This is a genomic window from Pseudomonas sp. GW823-FHT04A03 (assembly GCF_058796615.1).
Map to the genome: position 1 here is coordinate 15,121 of NZ_JBXAIV010000009.1, position 18,392 is coordinate 33,512.

General features: G+C 62.0%; 18 protein-coding genes. 11 read left to right on the top strand and 7 right to left on the bottom strand.

The window, feature by feature from the left end:
* Nucleotides 1-2 precede the first annotated feature (2 nt).
* The 4 genes from AC1Q9F_RS20990 to AC1Q9F_RS21005 all read left to right on the top strand — a co-directional run bounded on the left by AC1Q9F_RS20990 (nt 3) and on the right by AC1Q9F_RS21005 (nt 3,798).
* Nucleotides 3-1,145 (top strand): uroporphyrinogen-III C-methyltransferase, encoded by a 1,143-nt coding sequence (locus AC1Q9F_RS20990; protein WP_492620887.1) that lies wholly within the window; start codon nt 3-5, stop codon nt 1,143-1,145.
* Nucleotides 1,142-2,380: a heme biosynthesis protein HemY gene (locus AC1Q9F_RS20995; protein ID WP_179693306.1), complete on the top strand. Its 1,239-nt coding sequence runs from the start codon at nt 1,142-1,144 to the stop codon at nt 2,378-2,380. Before AC1Q9F_RS20990 ends, AC1Q9F_RS20995 begins: the two co-directional genes overlap by 4 nt.
* 222 nt (nt 2,381-2,602) lie before the next feature.
* Complete coding sequence (locus AC1Q9F_RS21000; RefSeq protein ID WP_492620888.1) at nt 2,603-3,154, top strand: disulfide bond formation protein B; 552 nt, start codon at nt 2,603-2,605, stop codon at nt 3,152-3,154.
* A gap of 185 nt (nt 3,155-3,339) precedes the next feature.
* Entirely contained in the window at nt 3,340-3,798 is a 459-nt protein-coding gene (locus tag AC1Q9F_RS21005; protein WP_007951863.1) for an Rsd/AlgQ family anti-sigma factor, read from the top strand.
* Between the two features lie 60 nt (nt 3,799-3,858).
* On the opposite strand, the gene AC1Q9F_RS21010 is transcribed toward AC1Q9F_RS21005, so the two are convergent.
* Nucleotides 3,859-4,524, bottom strand: coding sequence for an FKBP-type peptidyl-prolyl cis-trans isomerase (locus tag AC1Q9F_RS21010; protein ID WP_007951860.1), 666 nt, complete (start codon nt 4,522-4,524; stop codon nt 3,859-3,861).
* 192 nt (nt 4,525-4,716) lie between these two features.
* Here AC1Q9F_RS21010 and AC1Q9F_RS21015 point away from each other — a divergent pair, with 192 nt between their 5' ends.
* Nucleotides 4,717-5,913 (top strand): AlgP family protein, encoded by a 1,197-nt coding sequence (locus AC1Q9F_RS21015; RefSeq protein WP_492620889.1) that lies wholly within the window; start codon nt 4,717-4,719, stop codon nt 5,911-5,913.
* Here AC1Q9F_RS21015 and AC1Q9F_RS21020 read toward each other — a convergent pair.
* On the bottom strand, nt 5,910-6,371 hold the full coding sequence (locus tag AC1Q9F_RS21020; RefSeq protein WP_492620890.1) for a TIGR02444 family protein: 462 nt from the start codon (nt 6,369-6,371) through the stop codon (nt 5,910-5,912). The genes AC1Q9F_RS21015 and AC1Q9F_RS21020 overlap by 4 nt on opposite strands.
* Nucleotides 6,372-6,421: 50 nt before the next feature.
* Here AC1Q9F_RS21020 and AC1Q9F_RS21025 point away from each other — a divergent pair, with 50 nt between their 5' ends.
* The 3 genes from AC1Q9F_RS21025 to AC1Q9F_RS21035 all read left to right on the top strand — a co-directional run bounded on the left by AC1Q9F_RS21025 (nt 6,422) and on the right by AC1Q9F_RS21035 (nt 9,661).
* Entirely contained in the window at nt 6,422-8,332 is a 1,911-nt protein-coding gene (locus tag AC1Q9F_RS21025; RefSeq protein ID WP_007951855.1) for an ATP-binding cassette domain-containing protein, read from the top strand.
* Nucleotides 8,332-8,913, top strand: coding sequence for a mechanosensitive ion channel family protein (locus AC1Q9F_RS21030; RefSeq protein WP_007951853.1), 582 nt, complete (start codon nt 8,332-8,334; stop codon nt 8,911-8,913). Before AC1Q9F_RS21025 ends, AC1Q9F_RS21030 begins: the two co-directional genes overlap by 1 nt.
* A 115-nt stretch (nt 8,914-9,028) precedes the next feature.
* Nucleotides 9,029-9,661, top strand: coding sequence for a LysE family transporter (locus AC1Q9F_RS21035; RefSeq protein ID WP_064600316.1), 633 nt, complete (start codon nt 9,029-9,031; stop codon nt 9,659-9,661).
* Nucleotides 9,662-9,722: 61 nt separating this feature from the next.
* On the opposite strand, the gene AC1Q9F_RS21040 is transcribed toward AC1Q9F_RS21035, so the two are convergent.
* The 5 genes from AC1Q9F_RS21040 to AC1Q9F_RS21060 all read right to left on the bottom strand — a co-directional run bounded on the left by AC1Q9F_RS21040 (nt 9,723) and on the right by AC1Q9F_RS21060 (nt 14,485).
* A complete protein-coding gene (locus tag AC1Q9F_RS21040) occupies nt 9,723-10,466 on the bottom strand; it encodes a penicillin-binding protein activator LpoB (protein ID WP_492620891.1) in 744 nt (247 codons plus the stop codon).
* A gap of 3 nt (nt 10,467-10,469) precedes the next feature.
* The gene (gene lpoB, locus AC1Q9F_RS21045; RefSeq protein ID WP_007951848.1) at nt 10,470-11,057 is read right to left on the bottom strand and encodes a penicillin-binding protein activator LpoB; all 588 of its coding nucleotides are present in this window, start codon (nt 11,055-11,057) and stop codon (nt 10,470-10,472) included.
* 36 nt (nt 11,058-11,093) lie between these two features.
* Nucleotides 11,094-11,468: a YcfL family putative periplasmic lipoprotein gene (locus AC1Q9F_RS21050; RefSeq protein WP_011336502.1), complete on the bottom strand. Its 375-nt coding sequence runs from the start codon at nt 11,466-11,468 to the stop codon at nt 11,094-11,096.
* A 15-nt stretch (nt 11,469-11,483) separates the two neighbouring features.
* Nucleotides 11,484-12,878 (bottom strand): COG3014 family protein, encoded by a 1,395-nt coding sequence (locus AC1Q9F_RS21055; RefSeq protein ID WP_492620892.1) that lies wholly within the window; start codon nt 12,876-12,878, stop codon nt 11,484-11,486.
* Nucleotides 12,879-13,084: 206 nt separating this feature from the next.
* Nucleotides 13,085-14,485, bottom strand: coding sequence for a COG3014 family protein (locus AC1Q9F_RS21060; protein WP_492620893.1), 1,401 nt, complete (start codon nt 14,483-14,485; stop codon nt 13,085-13,087).
* A 200-nt stretch (nt 14,486-14,685) separates the two neighbouring features.
* On the opposite strand from AC1Q9F_RS21060, the gene AC1Q9F_RS21065 reads away from it, so the two are divergent.
* The 3 genes from AC1Q9F_RS21065 to AC1Q9F_RS21075 all read left to right on the top strand — a co-directional run bounded on the left by AC1Q9F_RS21065 (nt 14,686) and on the right by AC1Q9F_RS21075 (nt 18,292).
* Nucleotides 14,686-15,399 carry a cysteine hydrolase family protein gene (locus AC1Q9F_RS21065; protein ID WP_492620894.1) on the top strand — a complete coding sequence of 238 codons (714 nt, stop codon included), beginning with the start codon at nt 14,686-14,688 and terminating at the stop codon, nt 15,397-15,399.
* Nucleotides 15,400-15,407: 8 nt separating this feature from the next.
* Nucleotides 15,408-16,307: a LysR family transcriptional regulator gene (locus AC1Q9F_RS21070; RefSeq protein WP_492620895.1), complete on the top strand. Its 900-nt coding sequence runs from the start codon at nt 15,408-15,410 to the stop codon at nt 16,305-16,307.
* A gap of 86 nt (nt 16,308-16,393) precedes the next feature.
* Nucleotides 16,394-18,292, top strand: coding sequence for an FTR1 family protein (locus tag AC1Q9F_RS21075; RefSeq protein ID WP_492620896.1), 1,899 nt, complete (start codon nt 16,394-16,396; stop codon nt 18,290-18,292).
* Nucleotides 18,293-18,392 lie beyond the last annotated feature (100 nt).

Sequence of the window (18,392 nt, forward strand, 5' to 3'; positions counted from 1 at the left end):
ACGTGAGCGAAACAGCCTTGCCTAAAGATGACGTTCAACCTGTGATCGATGCACCGGTTGATGCACCGCCACCGGCCGCCGAACCGCGCCGAGGCAACGGATTGGCCATTCTCGCGCTGCTGCTCGGCGCCGCCGGCGTTGCGGTGGGTGGCTGGGGTGTCTGGCAGGTGCGACACCTGCAGACCAGCACTCAGAATCAATTGAGTCAGGTCCAGGCGTTGAACGATCAGGCCCAGACCCTGAAGCTCAACGAGCAACGACTGACCGAGCGCCTCGGGCAATTGCCCGGCGCCGATGAACTTGCCGATCGCCAGCGTCTGGTGTCGCAACTTCAGGGTGATCAGCAACGCCTCAATCAACGTCTGGAAACCGTCCTCGGCGCCAGCCGCAAGGACTGGCGTCTGGCCGAGGCCGAGCACTTGCTGCGTCTGGCCAGCCTGCGTCTTTCCGCTCTGCAGGACATCAGCAGCGCCCAGGCGCTGGTGCAAGGTGCCGACGAAATCCTGCGCGAGCAGAATGATCCCGGCTCGTTCGCCGCCCGCGAGCAAGTGGCGAAAACTCTGGTAGCGCTGCGCAGTACCGCGCAGCCGGACCGCACCGGGCTGTTCCTGCGACTGGGCGCCTTGCGTGATCAGGTCGTCGGCCTCACCGAGCTGGCGCCGGAGTACAAGGATCGCGGTGATTCGCTGCTGGGCCTGACCTCCGATGGCGACGGCGCGAGTCGCTGGGCGCAGTGGTGGGATCAGATCTCGCGCTACATCCGCATTGATTTCAACGCTGACAAAAACGTCCGGCCGCTGCTCGCCGGCCAGAGCCTGAGCCAGGTGCGTCTGGCCCTGAGCCTTGCGCTCGAGCAGGCGCAATGGGCCGCGCTCAACGGTCAGGCGCCGGTGTACACCCAGGCCCTGGCCGAAGCGCGTGACGTCCTCACGGGCAACTTCAATCCGGACAACCCGCAGAGCAAAATCATGCTCGAGCAGGTCGCGGAATTGAGCAAGCAACCGGTTACCGTCATCACGCCGGATCTCGCCGGGACGTTGAGCGCGGTGCAGGCTTATCTTGAGCGCCGCAACGTCAACGCCGAAGACTCGGTGAAACCCTTCGCCAAACCGGCCGCCAGCACTGCGCAGGAGGCGACACCATGAAGCGCCTGTATGTGATCGTGTTTCTGGTGATCGCGGCAACGGCGGCGCTGGGCCTGGCGATTGCCGAGCATTCCGGTTACGTGCTGGTCGCCTACAAAAGCTTTCGTTATGAATCGAGCCTGTGGGCGACCCTGGCGGTGGTGGCGGTGCTGTGGCTGCTGGTCTGGGGCATCAAGGCGTTGGTCGAGCTGGTGCTGACCTCCGGCGGCGTGGTCAATCCATGGTCACGACGCAACCGCAGCCGTCGCGTGCAGGTGGCGATCGAGCACGGTCAGCTCGACCTGGCCGAAGGTCGCTGGGCCAGCGCTCAGCGTCACCTTTACCGGGCCGCCGAGGCCGAGCGTCAACCGTTGCTGTATTACCTGGGCGCCGCCCGCGCCGCCAACGAACAGGGCAACTACGAGGAAAGCGATCGCCTGCTGGAGCGCGCTCTCGAGCGTCAGCCGCAGGCCGAGCTGGCGATCGCCCTCAGCCATGCGCAGCTGCAAACCGATCGTGGCGATACCGATGGCGCGCTGGTCACCTTGCAGGCCATGCATGAGCGCCATCCGCACAACGTCCAGACCTTGCGTCAATTGCAGCGTCTGCATCAGCAGCGCGGTGACTGGTCTTCGGTGATCCGGCTGTTGCCGGAGCTGCGCAAAGACAAAGTCCTGCCACCGGCCGAACTGACCGAACTCGAACGTCGCGCCTGGGGGGAAAACCTGTCTCTCGCCGCCCAGCGTGAAGAGGATGGCGCAGTCGGTTTGCAGTCGCTCGACCGCGCCTGGCAGCAACTGACTTCTGCCCAGCGCCAGGAGCCGGCGCTGGTGCTGGCCTACGCCGAGCAACTGCGTCAGTTGGGCGCTCAGGTCGAAGCGGAAGAGGTGCTGCGCACGGCGCTCAAGCGCAAGTACGACAGCCATCTGGCACGCCTTTACGGTCTGGTGCGCGGCAGCGATCCGGCGCGTCAGTTGCAGACGGCCGAAGGTTGGCTCAAGGATCATCCTGGCGATGCCAGCCTGCTGCTGACGCTGGGGCGTCTGTGTCTGCAAGCCAGTCTGTGGGGCAAGGCGCGGGACTACCTGGAAAGCAGCCTGCGAGTGCAGCGCAATCCGGAAGCGTGTGCCGAGTTGGCGCGGCTGCTGGCCCGGTTGGGCGACACCGAGCGCAGCAACGTGCTGTTTCAGGAAGGGCTGGGTATGCTGGATGAACGACTGCTGGCTTCGCCATTGCCCGTAGCCGTTCGGGCGTGATCAGAAAGGGGGAGCATGCTCCTCCTTTTCTTTCCCGGTGACTGAATAGTTACCGGGGAATCCCCTCTTCCGAGCAACGTCCTACAGTGGGCTACACCGAATCCTTCGGTGCCTGTCGGGATTTCCCTACACTTCTGCTGAAGTGTCGCCAGTGACCTGCCTTGAAAGCCCGAGGCGCTTTCCTCTACCGTAACTGCCTGTCTTTATTGTTACGGATAAGCCATGTCGTTGGCCTGCTCACGCTCCCTGTTCTTTATGGCTTTCACTGCGGGGATTCTGGCCCTGGGAGCTTCCTATTACCTCGAATACGCGGTCGGTCTGGTGCCTTGCAGTCTGTGTCTGGTCCAGCGTCTGTTCATGAGTGTCCTTACCCTTTGTTGTGGTGTGGCTGCGATCCATGGGCCGCAGCGTTTCGGTCTGTCGCTGTACTGGATGATGGCGTTGCTGACCAGTCTTGGCGGGATGACGGCGGCCTGGCGCCAAGTGCTGCTGCAAAGTGACTCCCTGCAAAGGCTGGCGCATTGCGGGCCCAATCCGGAAGAGATGTTCAGCAGCCTGCCGTGGTTATGTGCACTGATGCGCATGTTCAACGACACCGCCGATTGTGCGGAATTGTCCTGGACGCTGTTCGATCTCAGCATTCCAGAGTGGAGTCTGCTGTTTTTCGTGGGGATGTCGATCCTGGCTGTTTACCAGTTGCTGCGACAGGTCTGGATGGCTTTGCAGCAACCGCTCAGCGGCCAACCGTCGCACCCGGTGCTGGTCAGGGATTAAACACTTGTATGAACTTTCTCTCCTGCGTACCTTGAAGCCATAGGCGTGCGGGCATAATCTGGCCCGCACGTGTCATTGGAATTGTGTTGCTCGATGACGCTCTGCCTGGCCGCCTCTCAAAGCAATATTCACAAGAAGGGGCGCGGGTGTAGAGCAGCATGACCCACAAGGGAAGAGAGATCGCCATGCTCGAAAGTTGTCAGAATGCTCAGGAACGTTGGGGTGGAGTTCATCTGCTGATCGACCGCTGGCTGCAGGAGCGTGAGGAATTGATCGCTGCCTATGACAAGCTGGGCGCCAAACCTCAGGCGCTGTCCGAGGATCGAAAGCCCTTGCAGGAATTCTGCGGCGTGCTGGTCGATTACGTTTCGGCCGGGCACTTCGAGATCTACGAACAGCTGACGGGCGAGGCCAAGGCCTTCAACGACAAGCGCGGCCTGGAACTGGCCGAGACGATCTATCCGCGGATCGATGTCATCACTGAAAAGCTGCTCGCGTTCAACGACCTTTGCGATGAAGGCAAATGCGTTGCGGAGAAATTCAAGGAGCTGGGCGGCCTGCTCCACGAGCGCTTCGAACTGGAAGACTGCCTGATCGAAGTGCTGCATACCGCACACAAGGAAGAGGATTCGGTTCAGGCCTGAATCGAACCTCGCAAGACACAAAAACGGTGCGCCCCAAGCGCACCGTTTTTTATTGGGCGATCAACTGGTCGCGCCGCGCAATTCCACTTCAAACACCAGCGGTGTGAATGGAGCGATCAGGTCGCCGGCACCGTCGGCGCCGTACGCTTGATCCGATGGAATCACCAGCCGCCACTTTGCGCCGACCGGCATGTTCTGCAACGCGGTGCGCCAGCCGGCGATCACGCTGTCGAGATTGAACCACTGCGGCTGGCTGTTCTGATCGAACACGGTGCCGTCGGGCAATCGACCGATATACAACACCTGCACTTTTCCATCCGGGCCGGCCTTCGTGCCATTCCCCGGCGCCAGCTCGGTCAGCAGGATGCCGTCGGCCAACTCCTTCACACCCGGTTTGGCTTTTTCGGCGGTGAGAAAACGTCGCTCGTTTTCCATCGCCGCTTCAGTCGAAGGCATCGCCGCCTGCTCGGCTGTCTGCGATTCGTGATCGGCGAGGATCTGCTCGATGCGTGCTTCGCTCAGTGCCAGCGGCTTGCCTTGATAGGCCTGTTGCAGACCTTCGATCAGTGCCTGGATCTGGAGCTGCGGCACTTCCTGGCGCAGTCGTTCACCGAGGCTGGCGCCGAGGCTGTAAGCCAGATCGTGGGCGTCGTTTGCGGTGGTTTTTTCGTCGGCCTGAGCCACGGAAAAAATCATGCAGAGGGATAAAAAAAGGTAGCGCGACATGGGCACTCTCCGTCCTGAATTGCGGTGGATTATGCCAGCGCGAACGTCTGCAACGGTGAACTGCTTTTGCCAATGCGCAGAAGTTTTTCGCAAGCCTGCAACCGAGTGCTTTCGATACTGTCAACATGCCCTAGCGGCGGTAGCAGCAGAGGTCTAGTATGAGCCGCACTCACGTCAGCCAGGAGGTAAACCATGTCGGCCACCAAGAAGCCTGTAAACACTCCGTTGCATTTACTCCAACAACTCTCGGGCAGCCTGCTCGAGCATCTGGAAAACGCTTGCTCCCAAGCCTTGGCTGATGCTGAAAAACTGCTCGCCAAACTGGAAAAGCAACGCGGCAAGGCGCAAGAAAAACTGCACAAATCCCGCACCAAATTGCAGGACGCAGCAGCAGCCGGTAAAGCCAAGGCGCAGACCAAGGCCAAGGCTGCCGTGAAGGAACTCGAAGACCTGCTCGATGCGCTGAAGGATCGTCAGTCCGATACCCGCAGCTACATTCTGCAACTCAAGCGCGATGCCCAGGAAAGCCTGAAACTGGCCCAGGGTGTCGGTCGTGTTCAAGAGGCTGTCGGCAAGGCGTTGTCCCTGCGTTCGGCCAAACCTGCAGCGGCGCCTGCGAAAAAAGCGGCCGCCAAGCCTGCTGCAAAAGCACCGGCCAAATCGCCTGCCAAAGCGCCAGTGAAAGCCGCTGCAAAACCAGCCGCGAAGAAACCCGCAGCCGCCAGCGCTGCCAAACCTGCGGCTAAAACCACAGCGGCCAAACCAGCTGCCGCCAAGCCGGCTGCTGCAAAACCAGCCGCCAGACCTGCGGCGAAAACCGCTGCTGCAAAAGCGGCTCCGGCAAGAACTGCCGCTGCGAAACCAGCTGCCAAGCCAGCCACCAAAGCAGCCGCCAAGCCGGCAGCGAAACCAGCCGTTAAAGCCGCCGCTAAACCGGCCGCCAAAACTGCTGCTGCCAAGCCTGCGGCGAAAACCGCTGCCAAACCGGTTGCTGCCAAACCTGCTGCCAAAGCGGCGGCGAAACCAGCGGCCAAGCCTGCGGTAAAAGCTGCTGCCAAGCCTGCTGCAAAACCAGCTGCTGCAGCGAAGCCTGCAACGACCGCCGCCAAGCCAGCGGCCGCTGCAAAACCGGCCGCCAAGCCAGCAGCGAAACCTGCTGCAAAACCTGCAGTGAAAAAACCTGCCGCTGCCAAGCCGGCTGCCGCCAAGCCAGCAGCAAAACCAGCTGCAGCAAAACCGGCCACTGCGCCTGCTGCCAAACCTGCCGCACCGGCAACTCCGGCTCCGACCTCAGCACCGGCATCCGCCGCCACTACCTCGACCACCGCAACCACGCCATCGTCGGCGCCGGTGTCGAGCGTCGCCAGCAACCCGTCCAGCACTTCCTAAGCGCCGGTCGCCGCGACGCGCAGCACTTGCAGCGCGTCGCGGTTCAGGTTGGCCGCAGGGCCGGCCAGCACTTGCAGCCAGTCACTCGATTCCTTCGAATTACGCTTCCAGCCCTGCGCGGCGCCTTCAAGTCGCGACAGCAGCGCACGCTCCGCCTCCAGCTCCAATCCCTTGATCTGCTCGCGCATACCCTTGAGTACCGGATCGCTGTCGGCCAGGGTTTTCCACTGCATGCGCAATGCGCGTAACGGCTGGATCACTTCCCGGTCCCAAGGCTCGGTCAGTTCCAAAAGCTGCCGCGCACGCGCCTCGTCACAAGTCGCATCGCGCTGTTCCAGCCATAAACCGCACAGCATCAGGCACACGTTGGCCCCCGCCGATTGCAGGCGCAGGCAGGCATCCTCCACGCCGGGACGGGCGTAGACGGCAAGGGCAAAGCTCCACAGGTCAGAGGACATCGTGCTACTCGCGCCAGTTGTGAGCGAAGCTGGTAGACTCCGCCGCCATTATGATCCGACTTCAGAACCTGACTTTACAGCGTGGCCCGCAACGTCTGCTAGAAGACGCCGAGCTGACCCTGCACGCCGGCCACAAAGCCGGCCTCATCGGTGCCAACGGTGCCGGCAAATCCAGCCTGTTCGCCTTGCTCCGCGGTGAGCTGCACCCGGACTCGGGCGACTGCCTGCTGCCGGCCGACTGGCGTATCGCCCACATGCGGCAGGAGGTCGACACGCTCGAACGTCTGGCGGTCGACTATGTGCTCGACGGCGACCTGCGCCTGCGCGAAGTGCAGCGTGAGCTCGCAGCGGCCGAAGAGGCCCACGACGGCACCGCGCTGGCCCGCCTGCACGCCGAACTCGACAGTGCCGACGGCTACACCGCCGATGCGCGGGCGCGCAAATTGCTGGCTGGCCTCGGTTTCACCAACGAGCAGATGGATCGTCAGGTAGGAGATTTCTCCGGTGGCTGGCGGATGCGTCTGAACCTTGCGCAGGCTTTGATGTGCCCATCAGACCTGTTGCTGCTCGACGAGCCGACCAACCACCTGGACCTCGACGCCATCATCTGGCTCGAAGAGTGGCTGAAAAGTTACCCCGGCACCTTGCTGCTGATTTCCCACGACCGGGATTTCCTCGATGAAGTGGTCGACCACGTGGCCCACGTCGATCAGCGCAAGCTGACGCTCTACCGTGGCGGCTACACCGCGTTCGAACGCGCCCGCGCCGAACGTCTGGCCCAGCAGCAACAGGCCTACGAGAAGCAGCAGGCGCAACGTGCGCACATGGAAAGCTACATCGCCCGGTTCAAGGCCCAGGCCACCAAGGCCCGTCAGGCCCAGAGTCGGATCAAGGCGCTGGAGCGCATGGAAGAGCTGTCGGCGGCCCACGTCGATTCGCCGTTCGACTTCGTGTTCCGCGAGTCGACCAAGATCTCCAGCCCGCTGATCGATCTGTCCGATGCGCGCCTGGGTTATGGCGAGAAAACCGTGCTGGAGAAGGTCAAGCTGCAACTGACCCCCGGCGCGCGGATCGGCTTGCTCGGCCCCAACGGCGCGGGTAAATCGACCCTGATCAAAAACCTCGCCGGTGAGCTCGAACCGCTGGCCGGGCGCCTGACTCGCGGTGAGAACACCGTAGTCGGCTACTTCGCCCAGCATCAGCTCGACTCGCTGGACTCCAAGGCCAGCCCGTTGCTGCACCTGCAGCGTCTGGCGCCGACCGAACGCGAGCAGACCCTGCGCGACTTCCTCGGTGGTTTCGACTTCCGTGGCGCGCGCATCGACGAGCCGGTGCTGAATTTCTCCGGTGGCGAAAAGGCCCGTCTGGCCCTGGCATTGATTGCCTGGGAACGGCCGAACCTGTTGCTGCTCGACGAACCGACCAACCACCTGGACCTTGAAATGCGTCTGGCGCTGACCATGGCGTTGCAGGAGTTCAGCGGTGCGGTGCTGGTGGTTTCCCACGATCGGCATTTGCTCAAGAGCACCACCGACAACTTCTTCCTGGTCGCGGACGGCAAGGTCGAGGAGTTTGATGGCGACCTCGAAGATTACGCCCGTTGGCTGGTCGAGTACCGCCAGCGCAACGCCCCGGTCAGCAACACACCGGTCAACCCGGACAAGACCGACAAGAAGGCCCAGCGTCAGGCCGCGGCTGCGTTGCGTCAGCAACTGGCGCCGCACAAACGTGAGGCCGACAAGCTAGAAGCCGAGCTCGGCAAGCTGCACGAGAAACTGGCGAAGGTCGATGCCAGCCTTGGCGACAGCGACATCTACGAGCCGGCGCGCAAGAACGAATTGCGTGACCTGCTGGCCGAGCAGGCCAAGCTGAAAGTTCGCGAAGGCGAACTTGAAGAAGCGTGGATGGAAGCCCTTGAAACGCTGGAAAGCATGCAGGCGGAGCTGGAGGCATTGTCCTGATGGACGCCTTCAAACTCCCATTGCCGGCGATGTGGGTCGAGCCGATCTGGCTCGGCGTGCAGATTCTGCTGATCCTGCTCGCCGGTTACTTCGCCCAGCGCGTCGTTGCTCGATTCCTGACCCGCCTGGGCGAAAAGTATCCGTTCCCGCCGCAGTTGCTGATGCCGCTGCGCGGTGGTCTGCGCTGGCTGATCATGGGCAGTGCGCTGATCTTTGTGCTGGAACGCCTCGGGGTGTCGGCCACGGTGCTGTGGACCGCGTTGTCGGGTTTCGTCGCGGTGGCGGCGGTGGCGTTCTTTGCGATGTGGAGCGTGCTGTCGAACCTGCTCTGCGCGATTCTGATCTTCACCGTCGGCCCGTTCCGTCTTGGCGATGTGGTCGAACTGGTCGATACCACCGACAAGCCCGGCGTCAAAGGCCGAGTGGTGGCGATCAATCTGCTTTACACCACGTTGATCGAAGCCGAAGAACTCGGCACCGGCAGCGCCATGGTGCAAGTGCCCAACAGCCTGTTCTTCCAGCGTTCGGTGCGCCGCTGGCGCGGCACGGATATCTTCCCTTCCAGCGGTTTCGAAAAGTGATCGGGCGCCGGCCACGTTGGTCGGCGGCCGCAACATCCTGCAAAAAATCGGTAGTCATCCAGCCAAATCCGCATTAGCTTTGAGGATTGTCACGAGTCCGAAGTCGAGGTGTGCGATGGAGCTTCAAACATGGCTGGCGTTTTTTGCCGCCTGCTGGGTGATCAGTCTTTCTCCGGGTGCCGGCGCCATTGCGTCGATGTCCAGCGGCCTGCAATACGGTTTCTGGCGCGGCTACTGGAATGCCCTGGGCCTGCAGATCGGCCTGGCTGTGCAGATTGCCATCGTCGGCGCCGGTGTCGGCGCGATCCTCACCGCTTCGGCCACCGCGTTCCATGCGATCAAATGGTTCGGTGTCGCCTACCTGGTTTATCTCGCGATCAAACAATGGCGCGCACTGCCGATGGACATGAGTGACGACGCGGCGGTCCGGCCGATCGGCAAGCCGCTGGCCCTGGTGTTCCGAGGCTTTCTGGTGAACATCAGCAACCCCAAGGCCCTGGTGTTCATGCTCGCGGTGCTGCCGCAATTCATCAATCCGCATGCGCCGCTGCTGATCCAGTACGTGGTGATCGGCGTGACCATGATCGCGGTCGACCTGATCGTCATGGCCGGCTACACCGGTCTGGCGTCGAAGGTGTTGCGCCTGTTGCGTACACCGACCCAGCAGCGACGCATGAACCGCACGTTTGCCGGACTGTTCATTGGCGCCGCGGCGTTCATGGCGACGTTGCGCAAAGCCGCCGCATAAAGCATGCAGCCACAAAAAAAGGCGACCTGAGAAGGTCGCCTTTTTCGTTTCCGGCAGTCGGTCAGTGAAGAATCACTGGCGCCGTATCACGCGGCAGATTGTTACGCTGCTGCGGTTCACGCGGCTGCTCGTAACCGCCACCGCCGAGCTGCATGCTCAGCTGCCCGGCCACGTCTTCGCCCAGCGCCTTAGAGACGTCACGCACCACCCGCGGGCGGTTGAGCGAGATCTTGATGTCGCGGTGGTTCACCAGTTTGGTGTCCTGCGCTTCACCCATCGCCGTAAAGGCCGAGGTGATCTCGAAGGTCTTGGTGTTGATCAGGCTGAAATCCGCCACCAACGTCAGGCCCAGCACGGCGGAGTAGCTGTCGGTGTTCGCCAGCTCGTTCACGTCCTGGGTGAAGTCGATGTCCGACACGGTGCCGAACAGCACGTAGTCGGCACCCTTGAAGTTGCCGGCCTTGATCCGTTTGATCACGTCGTAGACGTCACCCTTGGAGGACGCGGTGTACGGCGTGCCCTGCACCAGCTGGAACATGCCGGTGCGCAGGATTTCACCCTTGATGTCGCCGGTGAATTTACGCAGTTCGCCTTGTTCGATGTAGCTGGTGGTGGCTTCGAGCTCGTTGTAGCTCGAAGAGCCGCTGGAGCTGTAGTAACCCTCGCGGTAATTGTTCTGGGCCGAAACGATGTGGATGTACTGCTCCACACGTTCCTGGTACGCCAGATCCGTCACCGCGACTTTCGGGGCCGCTTGCACGCTGAACGCGCAAGCCAGGGCCATCATGCCAATCCATGCGCGCATCGATTAACGCTCCGTGGTTTTGCGGATCTCTTTCTCGTCCATCCACTCGGCCAGACCGCTTTCAACGTCGATCAGTTGCAGGCTGAATTTGTAGAAGACGTCCTTGTAGTCGCTGCTGCGCTTGACGATCGAGCTGATCGAACCTTCAAGACGGTATTTGGCAGCGATCATGTTGCCAGTCTTGGCCACGGTGCTCTTCTTGTACAGGCCGCTCTGGTTTTGCAGCTTGAGCTGGTCGACCTGGCTCTGCATCGCGGTGTTGTCGCTGGCGAAACGGGCGGTGCCGGACTTCATCAGCTGGGTCTTGATGCTGGTGGTGATTTCGCGAGTGTCGATGTATTCGCTGGTCTTGTTCTTCACGTCATAGACCTGCACCACAGGGCGACCCTGCAGAATGCCGGACTGGGCCAGGGATCGGGTCATCGACTCGGCGATCATCTGCAGGTCGGTCGAACCGAACTCGTTGGTCACGGTTTCAACGGCCTTGGTGTCGCCGTAGCTGATGTTCTTGCTGCCCAGGGTCGGCGAAGTGTTGGCGCAACCGCTGGCCAGCAGGGCGAGGACGGCGATGAAGGAAAAGCGTGCAAACATGGGAATGCTCTCTGAATCGGGAATAGGGTGTCGGGCTTAAGGTGTCTTGAGTTCCAGACGGAAATCCACGGCTTTCGGCGTCGGGGCGATGCCCTGGATGAAGCTGGTCTGGGCGCCGTACATCATCTGGCTCTTCCAGACTTCTTCTTCGGCGATCGGGAAACCTTCCGGCCCGAGCCAGGCGAAACGGTAGTAGAACGTCTTGTTGCTGTTGAGGGTGTTGCTCAACTGCACGTTGACGGTCATGAAGCCGTTTTCGCGGGCCACGCGCATCGCGCCGACCACGATGTGTTTCTGCGGGCCCATGGCCACGACCTTGCTCGCGGCACTGCCCGGCTCCGGTGGTGGCGGGGTGGCGCAACCGCTCGCCAACAGGGCGAGGGCGGCGACGGCGATGAGTTTGAAGCGCATGCAAAGACTCCGTTCTTAAGGTTGTTTGAGGCTGGCCACGGCGGTGGCGCCAGCGCTCGGGGTGACGTGGGCGGCGAGGCCTGCGGCGAACACCTGATTGCCGACGGCGCGCAGGGTGATTACCTGGTAACGCTGATCGACGGTCACCTTGACCTGAGAGCCACCGACGGCGCTCGGCAGAGTGACTTGGTGCTCACCTTTCTTCAAGCGCAGGCGTACCACTTGTGTGGTGTCCGGCAGGGTGCGCCACGTACGGGTATCGGCACCTTCGAGCACAGCTGAAGAAATACCGACCGCCAGACCGGCCAGCGGGTTGGTTTCGTTGATCTTCTTCTGCGCCACACCCTTGGTGATCGCGCGCACGGTGGTGCGCAGGATGATCCCCGGCATGTCATCGCGCAGGGCGCGGCGGGACATGGCGGTGGTGCTGTTCAGTGCGGTCAGGTCGACCTGTTGGCCATCGACACCGATCTGCGCGAAGGGCGCGGTGGAGGTGTCAGGTTTGATGATCGGGAACGACAGCGGAGTGATCACAACGTTGTTGGAGATCGGCAGCGGCAGCGGCACGCGGATCGAGTCGCGGGACGGCGCCAGGCCGCTTTGCACCACGATCAGGATGTCGCTGTCGTCGCTCTTGACCGGCTTGTCGAGGTTGACCAGCGCCTGCTCCAGCAGCGGCGTGTTCGGGCGCAGCTCGGCAGCCTTGCGATAGCCCGGCGCAGCGAGGTCTTTCTCGCCCAGGGCTTCATAGACGAAACCGGCCAGATAATGGCTGAACGCACTCTGGTAGCTGTTTTTCAGGCCGACCACTTCCGGCGCGTCGAGGCTGGCGACCGGGTAGCCCTGCAAGTCCTTGTATTCGGTCTTGATGCCTTCTTTCTCGGCTTCCTCTTCGCTCTTGAGGTATTCCTTGTCGCGCAGATCCGCGATCACCGCTTCACGCTCGTGCGTCTTCTTGATCGCGGTGCGGGCGCCGTCGAAATCGTTGACCGCCAGCAGGTTCAGGGCCATCTGCGTGGTCAGCATGACTTTTTCGTAGTCGTAGCCTTCGTAGCGGCGCACCTTGTCGTTGACCAGGAAACTGCCGAACTGGGCCAGGTACTTGTCGGTGTCGAGCTTGACCGAGTCTTCCCACTTGCCCACCACCTGGTCGGCGCTGGTCCAGGCATTCTGGCTACCGGACAGATCGCCCTTGGCGCGCAGCAGTTCACCCTTCTCGAAGTAATAGAGCAGGTCCTTGTCCGGGCCGGTGTTGTTCTTTTCCAGCAGGGTCAGAGCGGCGTCGACGTTGCCGGTGGCCAGTTGCTGGTTGGTCTGGGCCAGTTCGGAATCGTAGTTGCGAAACGCCGAACAGCCGGACAGCAGGGTGACAGCGCTGAGCGCGATCAGAGTGGGAGCGCGGAATGCCATGGGGTACTTCTTCCATGAGTAGCGACAGCCTCGGGTGCGGGTCGGGCTGCTGGGACCGATCGGCAGTGGCGCTGGCCTCCTGCCAATTCCTCATAACAAGAGGAGCTTTAATGCCGCAACGCGATAGCGCGGGCGCGGCATTATAAGCGGGCCATGCTGGCTATGTAATAGCTTTTTAATTGCACTGGTTAGTTAGGTGCCATTACTTATTTCAGGCCGGATACCACGCGGCTTTCCGGAGAGGCGAAAGCCTGGAAAGCGCTGCCGTTGGCGTAGATTCTGTCGCCCAGGGCACGCAGGCCGATGATCTGTCGATCTTGATCGATGCGGATTTTCATTGGTGCGACACCGGGTGCGGTTGGCAGGCTGATCAAGTGTTCGCCTTTCTTCAGACGCAGGCGCAGTACTTGAGTGAGGTTGGGCAGGGTGCGCCACGTACGGGTGTCTGCGTGCTCGAATCCATCGTAATGGGTCACGTACGACGCCTTCGCCGGGTTGCGCCGATTGTCGGTGCCCTGGACATCTGCGGCCAGGAACGCTCGATAGGTGGTGCGCTGGATGATCCCGGGCATGTCGTCGCGCAGGGTGCGCAAGGACATGTCGGTGATGTTGTTGACCGTGATCAGCTTCTTTGGACGACCGTCGAGGCTGATCTGATTGAAGGGTGGGGTGGACGTGTCGGGCACCATCACCGGAAACGATACATTGGCCACGATCACCTGGCCGTCCTCAAGCTTCACCGGATACGGCACGCGCACGGAGCTGCGAGCCGGCGCCAGCCCGCTTTGCACGATGATCAGCACATCGCTTTCGCCAGCCTTGAGCCCGGGGCTTTCGAGGTCACGCAATGCCTGTTGGAAAAACGGCATGTCAGGACGCAGTTCTATGGCCTGACGATAACCGGGTGCCGCCAGATCCTTTTCACCCAGGGCTTCATAAGTGAACCCGGCCAGGTAGTGGCTGAACGCACTTTGATAGCCGTTCTTCAGAGCGATGACCGCCGGCGAATCCAGCATGATCACCGGGTAACCTTGCAGATCCTTGTAATGCACACGGGCGCCTTGATCCTTGGCGGCGTTTTCAACGCGTTCGTATTCCAGCTCCCGTTGCCGGGCAATCAGTGTTTCGCGTTCGTGGGTTTTCTTGATGTCCGCGCGGGCACCGTCGAAGTCATTCACGGCCAACTGGTTCAGGGCCATCTGCGTGGTCAGCATGACCTTTTCATAGTCGTAACCATCGTAGCGACGAATCTTGTCGTTGATGATGCTGCCCCATTGATTGCCCAGGGCGGACAGCAACTTGTCGCCGGCGGTTTCAATGGTGTCTTGACGCTGGATCACCATCTGTTCGGCGCTGCGCCAGGCGACCTGACTCTGCGGCAACTCCCCGGCAGCACTGAGTACTGCGCCTTTCTCGAAGTAATACAGCAGGTCTTTTTCTTCATCCGGGTTATGCGCCTCGATCAGGGCCAGCGCACCGTTGGGGTTGCCCGCCTTCAACTGATCGGTGGTCTGTTCCAGTTCCAGGTCGTAATTGCGATAGGCCCCGCAACCGCTCAACTGCAAGACGATGCTGAACAACAGGGAAAACAGCAGGCAATGGCGCATGGCGAGGAGGTCTTCCTTGAATAGAAAGGCGGCTGAAGTGGCGCATTATAGTGGGAGGTGATGGCTAATTGCCGGGCGGATTTTCTTCACATGATCTGTGCAAAAGTTGCACAGATCATGTGCCAATAGTGCCGTGGTCAGGCCGTTTGCGGGTTCCTAGACTTGGCCCGACTTACACGCCTCTCTACAGGAATCTCGCCATGACTCTCTCGCAAACGTATCGCTGCAGCTCACTGTTCAAAATCCTGTTCGCCAGTCTTGGTCTCGCCGCGGTCAGCAGTGCGATGGCCAGTTCTACGGTGGATACTCATCCAACCATTCGTGCAATATCCGGCGCGGCGCCGATCGAGCGCCTTGATCCGAAAACCACCGCGCTGGTGGTGATCGATTTTCAGAACGAGTACTTCAGCGGGCGTCTGCCGATTCCCGACGGCATCGCAGCCATGAACAAGGCCCGTGAGCTGATCCGCTTTGCCGATCAGGCGAAGATTCCGGTGTTCCAGGTCCAGCACGTTGCGCCCGCCGGCTCGCCGGTGTTCGCGCAGGGCGGCGAGACCGTGAAGTTTCATCCGCTGATGCAGCCGAGGGCGCAGGATCACGTGTTGCAAAAGTCCACGGTCAGCGTGTTCGCCAGCACCGACCTCGATCGGCAGCTCAAGCAGGCCGGCATCAAGACTGTGATTTTCGCCGGGCTGATGACCCACGCCTGTGTCGCTGGCGGCGCCCGGGACGCCGCGCCGTTGGGCTATCAGGTCGTGGTAGCATCCGATGCTTCGGCGACCCGGGCGATCACCCGCGTCAACGGCGACACCGTCGACAAGGACAGCCTGCACCGCGCGGCGCTGGCCGAAATCGAGGACACCTTCGGTGACGTCATGACCACGCAGCAGATCGTTCGCCTGCCACTCGACTGAGGGCTTCGATGAATCAGCTGTTGGCCATGCGCGCGTTCCGTTGCATCGTCGAGTGTCGCGGCTTCACTGCCGCCGCCGAGCGGCTCGACACCACGCATTCGACGATCTCCCGCCAGCTCCAGCAACTGGAGGCGGAGCTCGGCACGCGCCTGATCAACCGCAACACCCGGCGCTTCAGCCTGACCACGGCGGGGCAGCAGTATTACGCCGCGTGCGTGGACATTCTCGATCGCCTCGATCAGGCCGCGCTGGCGGTCGGGCAGGCCCGTGAAACCCCCAGTGGATTGTTGCGCATCAGCGCGCCGGTGGTGATCGGCACGCTGGAACTGGCGAGCTGGCTGCCGGCGTTTCAGCAGCGTTATCCCGAGGTTGAGGTCGATCTGTCTTGCGATGACCGTTTTGTCGACCTGATCGCCGAAGGCTTCGATGTGGCGCTGCGCATCTGCGGGCCGCTGGCGGATTCATCCTTGGTGGCGCGTCTGCTGACGGTGTCCGAGCTGGTGCTGGTGGCATCGCCGACCTACGTCGCGCGACACGGTCTGGTGCGCCAGGTCAGTGAGCTGGCCGACCATCAACTGCTCGCGTTCGCTGGCGGTGGCGACTGGTCGCTGACTGATGCGCGCGGGCTGACGACAGCGGTACGCGCCCAGGGCCGATTCAAGGCGGACTCGATCAGCTCGCTACATGCGGCGGCGCTGGCCGGTATCGGGATTGCCGCGTTCACCCGGGCCACGGTGCAGGACGATTTGTTGCGTGGCCGGCTGGTGCAGATCCTGCCCAACTACAGCCTCGGCCAGCGGCATTACTACGCGCTGTATCCCCATGCCCGGCATGTGGCGCTGAAGGTGCAGGTGTTCGTCGAATTCATGGCCGAACACTACCGCAAGACGAGCGCACCCTTGCGCTAAAAACCGCCGGGCCGCCAAGAAAGCTTGAGGGAAACGCGCTCGACGTGAACAATATGTAACTTCGCATTTCCATTTGAGACTCATTCATGACTGCCGCGTCCCGATTACTGGCCTGGCTGGTGTTCCCGTTGTGCGCCCTGAGCAGCTTCAATCTGCTGGCCGACACCGTGGAAGGCGCGCCGCAAGCGCTGCACCTGCTCGATTACATCAGCGCCGATTACCCGCCGACGGTAGAGGCAGGCAAGGTCATCGACGACGGCGAGTACCGCGAGCAGCTGGAATTCACCCAGGTGCTGCAAGGGCTGATCGCCGGCCTGCCGGCCAAGCCTGAGAAAGCGGCGCTGGAACAAGGCGTGACTGCCTTGCATGCCGCGATCACGGCGAAACAGGACGGCACGGACGTTGCCCGTCAGGCCCGGCAACTGGGCGCGAAACTGGCGGTGGCCTATGAAGTCAGCCAGGCCCCGATCATCACGCCTGATCCGACCCGTGGCGCGCCGCTGTACGCGCAAAACTGCTCGGTGTGTCACGGCGATACGGGTGCCGGCGACGGCCCGGCGGGTCTCGGCATGACGCCGGCGCCGGCCAATCTGCGCGCCGCTGCGCGGATGGATCACCTGAGCCTGTACGCGATCTACAGCACTCTCGGCCAGGGCGTCGAAGGCACTGACATGCCAGCCTTCGCCGATCAGCTGGATGACCGTCAGCGCTGGGACCTGGCGACCTACATCGCGCAGTTCAGCGCTGATCCGGCCACGGCCAAATCCGACAAGACCTACAACATCGCCGACCTGGCCCGTCAGACCCCGGCCGAAGTGCAGGCTGCCGAAGGTGCTGAAGCCGCCGCGATCTTCCGCGTACAACGGGCGCAGCCGCCGCAGGTCAAGCGCGGCCCGGCGCAGTTGCTCGACTACACCGCCGCGACGCTGGACAAGAGCCTGGCGGCGTACCGCGCCGGTGAGCACGATCAGGCCTATGACCTGTCGGTGGCGGCGTATCTGGAAGGCTTCGAACTGGTCGAAAGCTCGCTGGACAACGTCGACGCCAACGTGCGCAAGGACACCGAAAAATCCCTGATGGCCTATCGGCAATCGCTGCAGGACGGCTTGCCGGTGGAGCAGGCCGAACAGCGTCTCGACGCGGCCAAGGCCAAACTCAAGGAATCCGCCGGCCTGTTGGGCAGCGATGGTCTGAGCTGGTCGCTGAGCTACATCTCCGGGCTACTGATTCTGCTGCGCGAAGGTCTGGAAGCGATTCTGGTGTTGGCGGCGATCCTCGCGTTCCTGCGCAACACCGGCCAGCAATCGGCGGTGCGCAGCGTCAACGTCGGTTGGGGTCTGGCGCTGCTGGCCGGCCTCGGCACCTGGGCGCTGGCGGCGTATGTGATCGATGTCAGCGGCTCCCAGCGTGAACTGCTTGAAGGCGCCACGGCGCTGTTCGCCAGCGTCATGGTGTTGTGGCTCGGCGTGTGGATGCACGACCGTCGGCACGCGGCGGCCTGGCAGGATTACATCAAGCAGAGCCTGGTGGGCGGAGGCGGGCGTTTCGGGTTTGCGATCCTGGCGTTCTTCTCGGTGTACCGCGAGCTGTTCGAAGTGATCCTGTTCTACGAAACCCTGTGGCTGCAGGCCGGCCCCGCCGGGCATAACGCGGTACTCGCTGGCGGCGCGACGGCGCTGGTGCTGCTGTTCGGTCTGGCGTGGGTGATCCTGCGCGGCTCGGCGAAACTGCCGCTGACACTGTTCTTCAGCATCAACGCAGCGCTGCTTTGCGCGTTGTCGGTGGTGTTCGCCGGCCACGGCGTGAAGGCGTTGCAGGAAGCCGGAATCTTCGGCACCCGGCCGGTGGCGTTCTTCGATTTCGACTGGCTGGGGATTCACGCCGATGCGTACTCGCTGACGGCGCAGGCCGTGGCGATTGCGGCGATTATCGTGCTGTACGGTCGCAGTTGGGTGGCTGAAAAACGTAGGGTGACTGCTGCTTAAAGGCATTCGCTGCGCTCATATTCGCGAGCAAGCTCGCTCCCACAGGGTTGGTGCGTAATCTGTGGGAGCGAGCTTGCTCGCGAATTTTTTGGAGGTAGAA

Bases quoted from the DNA above. Each gene is read 5' to 3' on its own strand.
- AC1Q9F_RS20995 (WP_179693306.1), top strand. From the start codon at position 1,142: ATGAAGCGCCTGTATGTGATCGTGTTTCTGGTGATCGCGGCAACGGCG.
- AC1Q9F_RS21000 (WP_492620888.1), top strand. From the start codon at position 2,603: ATGTCGTTGGCCTGCTCACGCTCCCTGTTCTTTATGGCTTTCACTGCG.
- AC1Q9F_RS21005 (WP_007951863.1), top strand. From the start codon at position 3,340: ATGCTCGAAAGTTGTCAGAATGCTCAGGAACGTTGGGGTGGAGTTCAT.
- AC1Q9F_RS21010 (WP_007951860.1), bottom strand. From the start codon at position 4,524: ATGTCGCGCTACCTTTTTTTATCCCTCTGCATGATTTTTTCCGTGGCT.
- AC1Q9F_RS21015 (WP_492620889.1), top strand. From the start codon at position 4,717: ATGTCGGCCACCAAGAAGCCTGTAAACACTCCGTTGCATTTACTCCAA.
- AC1Q9F_RS21020 (WP_492620890.1), bottom strand. From the start codon at position 6,371: ATGTCCTCTGACCTGTGGAGCTTTGCCCTTGCCGTCTACGCCCGTCCC.
- AC1Q9F_RS21025 (WP_007951855.1), top strand. From the start codon at position 6,422: ATGATCCGACTTCAGAACCTGACTTTACAGCGTGGCCCGCAACGTCTG.
- AC1Q9F_RS21030 (WP_007951853.1), top strand. From the start codon at position 8,332: ATGGACGCCTTCAAACTCCCATTGCCGGCGATGTGGGTCGAGCCGATC.
- AC1Q9F_RS21035 (WP_064600316.1), top strand. From the start codon at position 9,029: ATGGAGCTTCAAACATGGCTGGCGTTTTTTGCCGCCTGCTGGGTGATC.
- AC1Q9F_RS21040 (WP_492620891.1), bottom strand. From the start codon at position 10,466: ATGCGCGCATGGATTGGCATGATGGCCCTGGCTTGCGCGTTCAGCGTG.
- lpoB (WP_007951848.1), bottom strand. From the start codon at position 11,057: ATGTTTGCACGCTTTTCCTTCATCGCCGTCCTCGCCCTGCTGGCCAGC.
- AC1Q9F_RS21050 (WP_011336502.1), bottom strand. From the start codon at position 11,468: ATGCGCTTCAAACTCATCGCCGTCGCCGCCCTCGCCCTGTTGGCGAGC.
- AC1Q9F_RS21055 (WP_492620892.1), bottom strand. From the start codon at position 12,878: ATGGCATTCCGCGCTCCCACTCTGATCGCGCTCAGCGCTGTCACCCTG.
- AC1Q9F_RS21060 (WP_492620893.1), bottom strand. From the start codon at position 14,485: ATGCGCCATTGCCTGCTGTTTTCCCTGTTGTTCAGCATCGTCTTGCAG.
- AC1Q9F_RS21065 (WP_492620894.1), top strand. From the start codon at position 14,686: ATGACTCTCTCGCAAACGTATCGCTGCAGCTCACTGTTCAAAATCCTG.
- AC1Q9F_RS21070 (WP_492620895.1), top strand. From the start codon at position 15,408: ATGAATCAGCTGTTGGCCATGCGCGCGTTCCGTTGCATCGTCGAGTGT.
- AC1Q9F_RS21075 (WP_492620896.1), top strand. From the start codon at position 16,394: ATGACTGCCGCGTCCCGATTACTGGCCTGGCTGGTGTTCCCGTTGTGC.